This window comes from Xanthomonas sp. JL1 (assembly GCF_038405005.1).
On record NZ_JBBYGR010000023.1, the window covers coordinates 1 to 13938 of the forward strand.

General features: G+C 64.3%; 5 protein-coding genes, 1 other RNA gene and 1 pseudogene. 1 reads left to right on the forward strand and 6 read right to left on the reverse strand.

Going from position 1 to position 13938, the window contains the following annotated elements; translation table 11 throughout:
- Window positions 1-358: 358 nt before the first annotated feature.
- Window positions 359-1681, reverse strand: a pseudogene (locus WJW29_RS05325) (MFS transporter); the annotation flags it as partial.
- A gap of 2 nt (window positions 1682-1683) precedes the next feature.
- On the opposite strand from WJW29_RS05325, the gene avrBs3 reads away from it, so the two are divergent.
- A complete protein-coding gene (gene avrBs3 / locus WJW29_RS05330; RefSeq protein WP_069964534.1) occupies window positions 1684-5439 on the forward strand; it encodes a type III secretion system effector avirulence protein AvrBs3 in 3756 nt (1251 codons plus the stop codon).
- A 628-nt stretch (window positions 5440-6067) separates the two neighbouring features.
- On the opposite strand, the gene WJW29_RS05335 is transcribed toward avrBs3, so the two are convergent.
- The 5 genes from WJW29_RS05335 to WJW29_RS05355 form a co-directional block, all read right to left on the reverse strand.
- A non-coding RNA gene (locus WJW29_RS05335) (sX9 sRNA) lies at window positions 6068-6144 on the reverse strand.
- A gap of 182 nt (window positions 6145-6326) precedes the next feature.
- Window positions 6327-7313, reverse strand: a complete 987-nt coding sequence (locus WJW29_RS05340) for an HD domain-containing phosphohydrolase (protein WP_011259389.1) — start codon at window positions 7311-7313, stop codon at window positions 6327-6329.
- A 33-nt stretch (window positions 7314-7346) separates the two neighbouring features.
- Complete coding sequence (locus tag WJW29_RS05345) at window positions 7347-11441, reverse strand: response regulator (RefSeq protein WP_041182170.1); 4095 nt, start codon at window positions 11439-11441, stop codon at window positions 7347-7349.
- A gap of 141 nt (window positions 11442-11582) precedes the next feature.
- Window positions 11583-12887 (reverse strand): DUF445 family protein, encoded by a 1305-nt coding sequence (locus WJW29_RS05350; protein ID WP_011259387.1) that lies wholly within the window; start codon window positions 12885-12887, stop codon window positions 11583-11585.
- 170 nt (window positions 12888-13057) lie between these two features.
- The gene (locus WJW29_RS05355; protein ID WP_011259386.1) at window positions 13058-13912 is read right to left on the reverse strand and encodes a hypothetical protein; all 855 of its coding nucleotides are present in this window, start codon (window positions 13910-13912) and stop codon (window positions 13058-13060) included.
- Between the last annotated feature and the right edge of the window lie 26 nt (window positions 13913-13938).

Below are 13938 nucleotides of genomic sequence, written 5' to 3' on the forward strand. Positions count from 1 at the left end.
AACTCCACTTGGCAATGAAGTCGCTCAGGTCAGGTCGCCTGGATCACTTCACAAGCGTTGGTGTTGCGAATCAGAGTTGACGCCGCCCCGGCTTATATGGATACCTGATTAGCCCTGAACTTCAGCTGCATCACCTCCCAGCTTATCGCTAAACCCGCCCAATGCCAGGCCGCCATGGGGTCTTGGCTGAAAGAACTTCGCACCGGCTCCTCGCGTCAGCAGCGCCAAGAGTCAGACGTCATGGAAAACATCGGTAAAACGAAGCTATTTGCAGGATTGCAACAAAAATCCAGCTGAGGGTCAGGGCTAATCAGGTATGGATATGCGCCATTTGACTGTGGATTTTACGGCAGAATGCTCAGGCCCGATGCCCGCTCATTTCCTGCCCGGCATGCTTGTCGAAGCGTACGTGCCACCAGGTGGCGCTGAGTGAGATCAGGCTGACGATGCAAAATGCCAGCGAAAAATCGCTCTGATGCGGTGTTGCATGGCCGCCGGCCAGCATCGCCAGGTTGAGAATCATCGCGCCGGCACACACGCCCACCGACAGCATGAGTTGCTGCATGGTGGTGTACAGGCTGCTGGCGCGGCTCATGCGCGCGGCAGGCACGTTTTCGTAGGCGATGGTGTTGTAGGCGGCGAACTGGAACGACATGAAGGCGCCGCAACACGGCAGCGGGCCGAACATCAATGCCGGCGGCCAGTCTGGGCGGAACAACGCGCACACCATATAGCCCAGGCTGGCGAGTACGCCGTTGCCGATCAGGCTGTTGCGATAGCCAAAACGACGTAGCAATTGCGGGGTGATGCTGCGCATCAGAAGTGCGCCGAGCGCGGTGGCCAGGATCAATTGGCCGCTATGCGCCGCGCTCATGCCGAAGCCGATCTGAAACAGCAAGGGCAACAGAAACGGCTGTGCGCCCTGGGTGATGCGCATCAATGCACCGCCGATCACCGACAACCGGAACGACTCGATCTGCAACAAACTCAGGTCCAGCAGCGGGGCGGGCGGGTGACGCGCGTGCCAGAGATATCCCAGCGCAGCGCTGCTGCCGATTGCCAGCAGCCAGCTGGCTTCGCCGATGCCGTGTTCCTGGCTGACCATTGCCAGGCCGAACAGCAGGCAGCCCAGCGCGGTGCCGCACAGCACGAAGCCGCGCAGATCGAAACGCGCCGGCACCGATTCGGTGGGGATGTCCGGAATGAAACGTCGCACCAGCAGAAAGCCGGCAATACCAATCGGCACGTTGATGTAGAAGATCCAGCGCCAATCCAGATACGAGACGAAAAAGCCGCCCAGCGGCGGGCCGAGCATCGGGCCGATGAAAGCCGGCACCAGCGTCCAGGCCATGGCCGACATCAGATGGCGGCGCTCCACCGTGCGCAGCAGGATCAGCCGGCCGAGCGGGGCCATCATGGCGCCGCCCGCACCTTGCAACATACGTGCGGCCACCATGGTGGGCAGGCTGTCGGCCAGCGAACACAGGATCGAGCCACCGACAAACACCCAGATGGAGGCGCCGAACACGCGGCGCAGGCCGAAGCGGTCGGCGATGGCGCCGCTGGCCGGGATCAACACCGCCAGCGCCAGCAGGTAGCAGGTTATGGCGATGCTCATGACCGGCGCGGCCACGCCGAAGTCGCGCGCCAGGGTCGGTAGCGCGGTGGCCAGCACGGTGGCATATGGATCCCATTCGTTCGCGCACGCCAAGTCCTGCCCGCGAGCTTCTGCCCGGACCCCAACCGGATAGGGTTCAGCCGACTGCAGATCGGGGGGGGGCTCCGCCTGCTGGCGGCCCCCTGGATGGCTTGCCCGCTCGGCGGACGATGTCCCGGACCCGGCTGCCATCTCCCCCTGCGCCCTCGCCTGCGTTCTCGGCGGGCAGCTTCAGCGATCTGCTCCGTCAGTTCGATCCGTCGCTTCTTGATACATCGCTTCTTGATTCGATTCCTGCCGTCGGCACGCCGCATACAGCGGCTGCCCCAGCAGAGTGGGATGAGGTGCAATCGGGTCTGCGTGCAGCCGATGACCCGCCACCCACCGTGCGTGTCGCTGTCACTGCCGCGCGGCCGCCGCGCGCTAAGCCGGCCCCGCGACGGCGTGCGGCGCAACCCTCCGACGCTTCGCCGGCCGCGCAGGTGGATCTACGCACGCTCGGCTACAGTCAGCAGCAGCAAGAGAAGATCAAACCGAAGGTGCGTTCGACAGTGGCGCAGCACCACGAGGCACTGGTGGGCCATGGGTTTACACACGCGCACATCGTTGCGCTCAGCCAACACCCGGCAGCGTTAGGGACCGTTGCTGTCACGTATCAGGACATAATCAGGGCGTTGCCAGAGGCGACACACGAAGACATCGTTGGCGTCGGCAAACAGTGGTCCGGCGCACGCGCCCTGGAGGCCTTGCTCACGAAGGCGGGGGAGTTGAGAGGTCCGCCGTTACAGTTGGACACAGGCCAACTTCTCAAGATTGCAAAACGTGGCGGCGTGACCGCAGTGGAGGCAGTGCATGCATGGCGCAATGCACTGACGGGTGCCCCCCTGAACCTGACCCCGGACCAAGTGGTGGCCATCGCCAGCAATATTGGCGGCAACCAGGCGCTGGAGACGGTGCAGCGGCTGTTGCCGGTGCTGTGCCAGGCCCATGGCCTGACCCCGGACCAGGTCGTGGCCATCGCCAGCCATGGCGGCGGCAAGCAGGCGCTGGAGACGCTGCAGCGGCTGTTGCCGGTGCTGTGCCAGGACCATGGCCTGACCCCGGACCAGGTGGTGGCCATCGCCAGCAATATTGGCGGCAAGCAGGCGCTGGAGACGGTGCAGCGGCTGTTGCCGGTGCTGTGCCAGGACCATGGCCTGACCCCGGACCAGGTGGTGGCCATCGCCAGCAATGGCGGCGGCAAGCAGGCGCTGGAGACGCTGCAACGGCTGTTGCCGGTGCTGTGCCAGGCCCATGGCCTGACCCCGGACCAGGTGCTGGCCATCGCCAGCCATGGCGGCGGCAAGCAGGCGCTGGAGACGCTGCAGCGGCTGTTGCCGGTGCTGTGCCAGGACCATGGCCTGACCCCGGCCCAAGTGGTGGCCCTCGCCAGCCACGATGGCGGCAAGCAGGCGCTGGAGACGGTGCAGCGGCTGTTGCCGGTGCTGTGCCAGGACCATGGCCTGACCCCGGCCCAGGTGGTGGCCATCGCCAGCAATAGTGGCGGCAAGCAGGCGCTGGAGACGGTGCAGCGGCTGTTGCCGGTGCTGTGCCAGGACCATGGCCTGACCCCGGACCAGGTCGTGGCCATCGCCAGCAATGGCGGCGGCAAGCAGGCGCTGGAGACGGTGCAACGGCTGTTGCCGGTGCTGTGCCAGGACCATGGCCTGACCCCGGACCAGGTGGTGGCCATCGCCAGCCACGATGGCGGCAAGCAGGCGCTGGAGACGGTGCAGCGGCTGTTGCCGGTGCTGTGCCAGGACCATGGCCTGACCCCGGACCAGGTCGTGGCCATCGCCAACAATAACGGCGGCAAGCAGGCGCTGGAGACGGTGCAACGGCTGTTGCTGGTGCTGTGCCAGGCCCATGGCCTGACCCCGGACCAGGTCGTGGCCATCGCCAGCAATGGCGGCGGCAAGCAGGCGCTGGAGACGGTGCAACGGCTGTTGCCGGTGCTGTGCCAGGACCATGGCCTGACCCCGGACCAGGTGGTGGCCATCGCCAGCCATGGCGGCGGCAAGCAGGCGCTGGAGACGGTGCAGCGGCTGTTGCCGGTGCTGTGCCAGGACCATGGCCTGACCCCGGACCAGGTCGTGGCCATCGCCAGCAATGGCGGCGGCAAGCAGGCGCTGGAGACGGTGCAGCGGCTGTTGCCGGTGCTGTGCCAGGACCATGGCCTGACCCCGGACCAGGTGGTGGCCATCGCCAGCCACGATGGCGGCAAGCAGGCGCTGGAGACGGTGCAGCGGCTGTTGCCGGTGCTGTGCCAGGACCATGGCCTGACCCCGGACCAGGTGGTGGCCATCGCCAGCCATGGCGGCGGCAAGCAGGCGCTGGAGACGGTGCAGCGGCTGTTGCCGGTGCTGTGCCAGGACCATGGCCTGACCCCGGACCAGGTCGTGGCCATCGCCAGCCACGATGGCGGCAAGCAGGCGCTGGAGACGGTGCAGCGGCTGTTGCCGGTGCTGTGCCAGGACCATGGCCTGACCCCGGACCAGGTGGTGGCCATCGCCAGCCACGATGGCGGCAAGCAGGCGCTGGAGACGGTGCAGCGGCTGTTGCCGGTGCTGTGCCAGGACCATGGCCTGACCCTGGACCAGGTGGTGGCCATCGCCAGCAATATTGGCGGCAAGCAGGCGCTGGAGACGGTGCAGCGGCTGTTGCCGGTGCTGTGCCAGGACCATGGCCTGACCCCGGACCAGGTGGTGGCCATCGCCAACAATAACGGCGGCAAGCAGGCGCTGGAGACGGTGCAGCGGCTGTTGCCGGTGCTGTGCCAGGACCATGGCCTGACCCCGGACCAGGTGGTGGCCATCGCCAGCAATGGCGGCGGCAAGCAGGCGCTGGAGAGCATTGTTGCCCAGTTATCTTGCCCTGATCCGGCGTTGGCCGCGTTGACCAACGACCACCTCGTCGCCTTGGCCTGCCTCGGCGGACGTCCTGCCCTGGATGCAGTGAAAAAGGGATTGCCGCACGCGCCGGAATTGATCAGAAGAATCAATCGCCGCATTCCCGAACGCACGTCCCATCGCGTTGCCGACCTCCCCGAACGCACGTCCAATCGCGTTGCCGACCTCGCGCACGTGGTGCGCGTGCTTGGTTTTTTCCAGAGCCACTCCCACCCAGCGCAAGCATTCGATGACGCCATGACGCAGTTCGGGATGAGCAGGCACGGGTTGGTACAGCTCTTTCGCAGAGTGGGCGTCACCGAACTCGAAGCCCGCTGCGGAACGCTCCCCCCAGCCTCGCAGCGTTGGGACCGTATCCTCCAGGCATCAGGGATGAAAAGGGCCAAACCGTCCCCTACTTCAGCTCAAACACCGGATCAGGCGTCTTTGCATGCATTCGCCGATTCGCTGGAGCGTGACCTTGATGCGCCCAGCCCAATGCACGAGGGAGATCAGACGCGGGCAAGCAGCCGTAAACGGTCCCGATCGGATCGTGCTGTCACCGGCCCCTCCGCACAGCAATCTTTCGAGGTACGCGTTCCCGAACAGCGCGATGCGCTGCATTTGCCCCTCAGCTGGAGGGTAAAACGCCCGCGTACCAGGATCGGGGGCGGCCTCCCGGATCCTGGTACGCCCATCGCTGCCGACCTGGCAGCGTCCAGCACCGTGCTGTGGGAACAAGATGCGGCCCCCTTCGCAGGGGCAGCGGATGATTTCCCGGCATTCAACGAAGAGGAGCTCGCATGGTTGATGGAGCTATTGCCTCAGTCAGGCTCAGTCGGAGGGACGATCTGACCATCTGCTCCATGAAAATGGCGCAGGCCAGGATCAGCGAGATGATGCGGTAATCGGGATAACGCGGCGGCGTAGCGCCGGCCTCGGACACGCTGGAGGACATCGGACTCTCGGTTGCGGGGCCACCCCGCCTGCGCCGCAGATGGCAACAAGGTTGGCCCGCGTCGCACGGTGTTGTGTGGCGAAACAATATGTATTATCTACTTATGTATAGTGTTGTTCAGGGCAACGGCCGCAACGCTGCGTGCGTTTGGTGCGGGCTGGGTGGATGCCGCGGCGCGCGGTTCATCTCAAGGCCATCGTGAGGGAGAGGAGACTGCAAACGCAGCTGTTGCTCAGGCGACGCCGTCGCGTCGCTCGCCCTGGTTTGCAGAGGCTGTGCCGTCGGCTCCCGCTGGCAGAGGACGGCATCAGGCACCTAGCGTGATCGAGCGTCTCTCGGCGCGAAACGATTGCGTGGTTGGGTGATGCCGAGGGTCGGTCTTCCCCTCATCCCTCCGATCAGGACACCCTTCTCCCGGTGGGAGAAAGCAAATCGAACATATGCTGCGATGCTCAAATCCCGCTCCCGCCTGGACGACAACGTGCGGCATATGCGCCGCTTACGTGCCTTTGAGCACCTAAGAGCGGCGAACAACACGTCGCGAGCAGCGGTCAGGTAGACACGGGCGGCGCGCTCACAACCGCAGTGGACGCGTGGTCCATGCCGCTTCCGAGCACCGGCCGCGCCCGCCTGGCGGTGAGCGCCGTCGTTTTGTTAGCCGCTCTAAGCCGGCAAGCGCGCGCCGGGCGCGGAGCGGGGGTACTGGTGAAGACAGCGAGCCTCAGATTGCGTATGGGCAGTTGTCCTACTGCCTAGATCAGTGCATGAATCCGCCTAGATCACGCTATGGCGCAGGGCTGTCCCAGGCGTCCTTGATCTGCAGAATCTGCGGTAATGCCTCACGGAAATGCTGCACCAGCCGCGGTTCCAATTGTTTGCCTGCCATGCTGTCGAGCTTGCGCATGGCGTCTTCCACGGTCCATGGCGCCTTGTAGGCGCGCCGCCCGCACAGCGCGTCGAACACGTCGGCCACCGCCACGATGCGTGCCGATTCGGGAATGGCATCTCCGGACAACCCCTCGGGATAGCCGCTGCCGTCCCAGCATTCGTGATGATGCAGCGCGATTTCCGCTGCCAGCTGGAATATCGCACCGCGGCCGTGGCGCAAGAGATCGTGGCCGGCTTGCGGGTGCTGACGCACCATCGAGCGTTCGTGTTCGTCCAGCGAATCGGGCTTTTGCAGAATGCTGCCGGGCACCGCGATCTTGCCGGCGTCGTGCAGCGGGGCGGCGTCCTGCAGGGTCTGCGCCTGCTGCGGCGACCAGCCCACTGCTTCGGCCAGGACCCGCGCATACACCGCCATGCGCCAGATATGTGCGCCGGTGTTGGCGTCCTGGCCCCGGCCGGCGGTGCCGAGCAAATGGATCGCGTCGCGGTATTGCTGGGCAAGGCGTACGTTCTCGGCCAGCTTCAATTGAGTGGCGATACGTGCCTTGAGCAGCGTAGGCGAGTAGGGCTTGCTGACGTAATCGGCCGCGCCTGCCTCCAGCCCGAGGCGTTCGTCGTGCTCGCTGTTGCGCGAACTCACGAACAGAATCGGGATGGCGTTGCTGGACGGCTGCTGCTTGAGCGCGCGCGCCACCGCATAGCCGTCCATGTCCGGCAATTCGACATCCAGCAGGATGAGCTTGGGCGTGTGGCGCGTCACCGCATCCAGGGCTTCGCCGCCGGATTTGGCGAACACCAGCGCGAAGTCGTCGCGCAGCAGCTGGCGCAGGGTGGCCAGGTTGCTGGATTCGTCGTCGACACACAACAGGGGGCGGGACGGCATGGTGGATCCTTGCCAAGGCTCGGGGGAGCGCGATCAGTGCAGGTGGGTCGTCTGCCACTCGCGCAACGTGGTTTCGGCGCGACGGAAGTCGAAATCTTCGACCGCGCGCTGCAATGCTTCCTGCAGCGTGCGCGGTAAACGTGGCGCGCAGATCATCAGCGCGTGGTCGATCTGGTCGGCATTGTCGCTGGCGAAGGCCGATGTCAGGATCTGCACGCTGTCTGCATCCAATGCAACGCCATCCTCGTCGGCGGCAATGTCGGTGTCGCCGTGTTGCAAAAATGCCTGGATGGCCTCAGCGGTGCGCTGCATGACGTCCTTCAACGCGATCAGCGAGGCGGTGATGTCGTGCCCTTCGTCGATACTGGTTTCAAGGTCGCCAGCTGCATCAGCCAGCGCAGGCAATGCCAGCGATCCGGCCGCGCCGCGCAACTTGTGGGCCATCGCACCGATGGCCGGCAATTCATTGCGGCGCAGATGCTCGGCGGCCACTTCCGCCGGGTCCGGGTTGTCGCGCAGCAGCTTGGTCAGATAGCGCGCATACGGCTCGCGTTCGCGCCACAGGCTGCGTGCGCGCGTGGCGTCCAGCAATTCAGGTTCGCTATGCTCCCACTCGGGACCGGCATACACCTCGGTCTCATGCGGAAGCGACGGAATGCGCCGCGTGCCCGGCTGCAGAAAATGCCGAATGGCAGTGACCAATTCTTCGACATTGAACGGTTTGGCGATAAAACCATTCATGCCGGCTGCCAGGGCTTTTTCCTGCTGCGGGCGGAACGCGCCGGCGGTCAGCGCAATCACCGGCAAGCTGGCCAGTGCGGGAATCTGGCGCAGCCGGCGGGTGGCCTCGTAGCCGTCCACCACCGGCATCTGTACATCCATCAGCACCAGATGAAACAGGTTGGGCGTGCGCTTGAGCGTGCTGACGGCCTGTTCGCCATCGTGGGCGACGGTGACCATGGCGCCTTCGCCTTCAAGAATGCGCTGCGCCACTTCGCAATTGATTTCGCTGTCGTCGACCAGCAGCAGGTGCACGCCTTCCAGACGCCGCGCAACGAACGTGGGGGTGGCCGCACGGGTGCCTGGGCGTTGGTCCATCAGTTGTTCGAACAGCCGATGCAGGGCCGCGCCGGTCACCGGTTTGGTCATCACCGCATCCAGATCCTGTTGTTCCGGGTGCTGTTCCAGCAGACGACGCTCGTAGGCGGTCACCATGACGATCACCGGATGTGGGCCGGGCGTGGCGCGCGCACGGATCTCGCGTGCAATGGCGACCCCGTCGATGTCGGGCATGCGCCAGTCGAGCAGAAAAATATCGTATGGCTCTGCAGCGTGTTCGATGGCTTGCAGCGCGGCCTGGCCGCTGGCCACCGCATCCACGCGCCAGCCCAGCTCGGTGGCGATGCGCACCAGGTTGTTGAGCGCGGCATCGTGGTCGTCGGCGATCAGCACGCGCGGCATCGCTTCCGGTGGCAAGCTGGGCAGGTCGCGCTGTTCTTGGGGTGGTGCAGATTTCTCCAGCGTGATCACGAAATAGAATTCGCTACCGCGGCCGGGTACGCTTTCCACTTCCAGTTCGCCGCCCATCAATTCGATCAAGCGCCGGCTGATGGTCAGACCCAGACCGCTGCCGCCGTAACGCCGGCTGGTGGAGGTGTCGGCCTGCAGGAATGGCGAGAAGATCAGGCTCTGCTTTTCCTTGGAGATGCCGATGCCCGTATCGCGTACCGAAAACAGCAATTTGAATTTGTTGGGGTCGCCGCTGGGGAAGCGCCGCACCGACAGCACCACTTCGCCCTGTTCAGTGAACTTGATCGCATTGCCGACCAGGTTGACCAGCACCTGATTGATGCGCAGCGCATCGCCCAGCAGCCAACGACTGTCGCGCGGCAAGGGTTCGACGATCATCTCCACTGGCTTGGCGCTGAGCGAGGAGCGCATCAGTTCGGCGATGTTGTCGAACAGCTGGTTCAGATCGAACGGCGCGCATTCCAGATCGATACGCCCGGCCTCGATCTTGGAGAAGTCCAGGATGTCGTTGATGATTTCCAGCAGCGTGCGTGCGGAGCGGTCGATCTTGGCGACCATGTCCTGCGCGGCGCCGGGCAGCTCGCTGCGCTGAAGCAGGTACAGCATGCCCAGAATGGCGTTCATGGGCGTGCGGATTTCGTGGCTCATGTTGGCCAGGAAATCGGACTTGGACTGATTGGCGCTCTTGGCCGCGTCCATCGCCAGACGCAGCTGTTTTTCGTGCAGCTTCTGCTCGGTGAGGTCCACCGCCACGCCCAGATAGCCGATCACCTGGTCGTGGTCGTCGCGCAGGGTGCTCAAGGTCAGCAGCACCGGCAGGCGACGTCCGTCATGGCTGACGTAGGTCCACTCGCTGGTGTCGCTGCGACCCAGGCTGGTGAGTGCGGCGATCGCTTCCAGCGTATGCGCCACCGGCGTACCGGTCTGGTCGGCGAGCATGCGCGCGCGCTCTTGCAGTTCGTCCTGTTCGATGAACTGGCTGGCCTTGCGCCGACCGATCACTTCTGCAGCGTTGTAACCCAGCATTTTTTCCGCAGCCGGATTAAACAGCGTGACGAAGCCGCTGGAATCGGTGGCGATGATGGCGTAGCCGGCGTGGGCCAGGATCGCGCGTTGCAGTACCGAGAACTTCACCAGCTCGCCGGTGCGTTCGGCCACCTGATGTTCGAGCGAGGCGTTGAGATCGATGCTGCGTTGATGCGAGCGCACGCGGTCGGAGATGTCGCGGAAAAAATGCGAATGCCCGCTGAGTGTGCCTTCGCTTTCGATAATGGGCGATTTGCTGGCCAGTACATGCACTTGATGCCCGTCGCGATGGTGCATGGTCTGCGCCGCCGATGCGTTGGCCGCCAGTGCAGCGTCGGCATGGTCGATCTCAGGCATCGCATAGGCCTGCGGCGCCAGCAGCATGGTCAGGTCTTGATCGATCGCCTCTTCGGCGGTGTAGCCGAACATCGCCTCGGCGGCGGGATTCCAAAGCGTGATGCGCCCATCCGGGGTTTCGGCAACGATGGCTTCGCTGGAATGGCTGACCAGTGCGGCCAGCTCCATCTGTTTGCGCAGGACTTCTTCGCGGCGTAGTCCATTGCTGAAATACAGCACCAGCAGGGCGGCAAACAGCACCGAACCGGCCATTACCAGTCCGCCGATCAACCAGGGCGAATTCTGGTTGAGCGAGGCGATGAAGCTGGCGGTGGGGTGGGCGGTGATGACCCAGGTGCGGCCATACATCGGCAACAACGTCACCACCGGCGGACCCAGCGCACTGTCGATGGCCGGCGTGCCGCTGCGATATAAATTGTGGGTTGGCTCGTTGCGGTCGGAAATATCCAGCGCGATGTCGTCGCGTTCGCCCAGTGCGCTTTGCACAATCTGCGCGAGGCTGAAAGGCGCATACACCCAGCCGCTGGTGGCGACCATGCGCTGTTGCGGCGTCTGCAACGGCATGCCTTCGCGATAGATCGCCAACAGCAACCAAAAGCCGCTTTCTCTGGGAACACGGTAACCGAACAGCGAGATCGGCGAGGTCATGATGGGCTCGCCGCTGCGCGCGGCCTGCAAAGCGGCGGCACGCCTGTGCGGATCGGAGGCGATATCGATGCCCAGCGGGTGATTGCCCGAGGATTCCGGCTCGAAATACAACACTATGTAGCGCTCGCCATCCCATGGCGCCAATGGCCGGCGCTGGATGTCCGGCGCACCGTCGGCACGCGCATTCTGCAAAAACGCGTCTTCGTCGGCCGGGGCGACGCGATGGATATAGCCATAGCCCAGCACGCCAGGAAACTCGCGCGGATAATCCCGCGAACGGCTGTACGAGGTGAAGCGTTCTCGACTGATGATGTCACTGCCTGCGCCGATCACCGCACCGCGTGCGCCACGCAAGCCATGCTCTAAGGTGGACATGCGTTCGCTGATGTTGCGTGTCAGCGTGCGCACCACATACTGGAACCGCTGCTCGCGCTCGCGCTCGTTATGCTGTTGCAGCCACACGCCGGTGACGATGGCGGCGATCAGGCCGGCGCTCAGGATCAGCAATGCACCAAAGAATGCGCGACGCCCATAGATCCTGCGCAAATCCCAGCGGCTCTTCGGCATGTTCGTTCCTTCGCGTTGCCCGTTACGTGCCCAGAGTTCTGGCCGACGTACGTCGACCTCGTTGTACCGCCTGACGATGCTATGGCTGTGCAGTTCCTTACGCCTGCACCTCATCGGAGTGGGAGATCGGTGTTTCCAGCATCAGAACGAGAGCCAGATCGACAACGCGTGAAGGATGAGCCCGATCAACCCACCGACCAACGTTCCATTGAAGCGAATGTATTGCAGATCGCGCCCCACACCCAATTCCAATTGTTCGACGAGGTGACGTTCGTCCCAACTTTTCATCGTCGATGCAATGTGATCGGTCACCGATGTGCGCAAGCGCGTGGTGAGCTTATCAGCCGCTTGCAACATATGTTGATTGAGTGCTTCGCGTAGCGAGGGGTCTTGCGACAAGGCCTGGCCGAGCGATTGCATGGAACGTTCCATGTGCGCGGCCATCGACGACTGCTCGCGCGCCAGGTCGTTGCGCAATGCATCGCGAATTTCGCTCCAGAGACCTTGCACGTATTCCTGCAATGCCGGATGTTCGATCGCGCGTTGCTTTAGTTCTTCCACGCGTACGGCCATTTCCGGCTCATCGCGCAGCCGCGTGATGTAGCCCTGCAACCACGCCTCATAGTCGAGCCTGATTGGGTGCTCGGGCGTCTTGAGGATGTCCTGCAGTTCTTCGATCGCCGCGCGCGCCATGCGGTCGGCCAGACTGTCGCCGATCTCTTCGATCGGCTTGACCCAGTTCACGGTGCCGACCAGCTTGGGCCACTCGCGCCGCGCGTAACGCACGATCAATGCAGAGGCGCGCGTCTTGACCTGTTCCTGGTCCAGCCATTCGCCCAGCCGCAGTAATACTTCATCCAGCAGTTTTTGATGGCGCCCGTCGGTGGTGAGCAGCGCCATGATGTCGCCGATGGTGGCGGCAGCATTCCATTTGCGCAGGCGGTCGACCACGAAGCCGTGAATCGCGCGGCGGACTGCCGCTTCGTCGAGGAGTTCCAGCGCCTGCAGCATCCAGCTGCGTGCCATCTGCGCCAGCATGCGTGCCTGTTCGGGTTTTGCCAACCAATCGCCCAGGCGGCTGGCGGGATCGAACACACGCAATTTTTCCATCAACGCATCGGGGGCGAGGAACTGGTCGCGCACGAACACGGCCAGGCCGTCGGCCAGCCGGTCCTTGCCGCGTGGCAGGATGGCGGTATGCGGAATCGGCAGGCCCATCGGGCGTCGGAACAGTGCGACCACCGCAAACCAGTCAGCCAATGCGCCCACCGTGGCCGCTTCGCAGAAGGCCGACACCCATGCCCAGACGCCGTGTTCGCCCATCAGGTGGCTGGTGATGAAGCCAGCGAACATTGCCAGCAGCAAGGCCAACGCCAATCGCTTCATGCGCTGCAGTTGGGTACGACGGGGATCGATGGGGTGGGGTGTGCTGAGACTGGGTTCCATCGGTGAAGTGTACCCAGTCGTTTGACCAGGGCATGTCCACGGCAGGTGGCGCCATCGCGCGCGCAGGTTGCTGGCCGCGTTTTGCGTGCCTTGTGCTCCAGCTGCGCTTGGGTTGGGGCGACCCAGCGGCTGGTGCGCTCCTACGTGTTGCTGTCGACTGTCGGGTGCACTCAGCCGCGCAAGCGTTCCAACTGCGCCTGCAATGCGGTCACCTTGGACTGCAGCGTAGCGTTTTCGTTTTCCAGTTCGGTGACGCGGCGCTGCAAGGCCTTGAGGTCGCGGCGTTCGGCTTCGCCACCTTCGGCTTCGTCGGCCTTGGGTTTGCGCTTGGCATCGCGCACGCGCTTGGCGGCCTGCTTGAGCTCGGCCTTGCCGGCCTGGGCGGCGGCGCGTTGTTCGTCTGCGGACAGTGTGGCCACGGCAGCGGCGGCACTGATCGAAATCTCGCCGGCCCTGACCGCTTGCACCACTTCCGGCGCGGCCTGTTTATGGATCCGTTCGATCATCACCACCTGGTTGCTGCTCAGGCGCGCTTCGCGTGCCAGTTCGGCGCGGCTGACCGGGGTGGAGGTCTCTTCCCACGGAGGGCTGTCGCTGTCATCGGCGGTGTGCGCGTTGCCGTCGTCAAGGCCAGTGGCGGGCTGGTCGCCGGCCACCACCGATGCCTCAACAGCGGCGTCGGCGTCGCGCTGGGTGCGTTGGCGCGCGGCCAGGATCTCGCGCTTGCGCAACGCCAGCACGCCGCGCTGGAAGTCGGAGACGCTGCGCCGGCCCAGGTGCTGCTCGATCATCCACAGGTGCACGTCCTGCATGGACTGGAAGCGCGGGTTCTGCACAGTCTGGAACGGCAGGCCGTGCTTCTGGCAGATACCGTAACGGTTGTGGCCATCCACCAGCACATCGCCCCACAACACCAACGCATCGCGGCAGCCTTCGGCCAGCAGGCCGCGTTCCAGCGCCTCGTGCTCGTCGGGCGTCAGCGGGTCGATATAGGCCTTGAGTTCTTCTTTGACAACGATGTTCATGCGGCAACTGCTGGGGGTACGGGGCG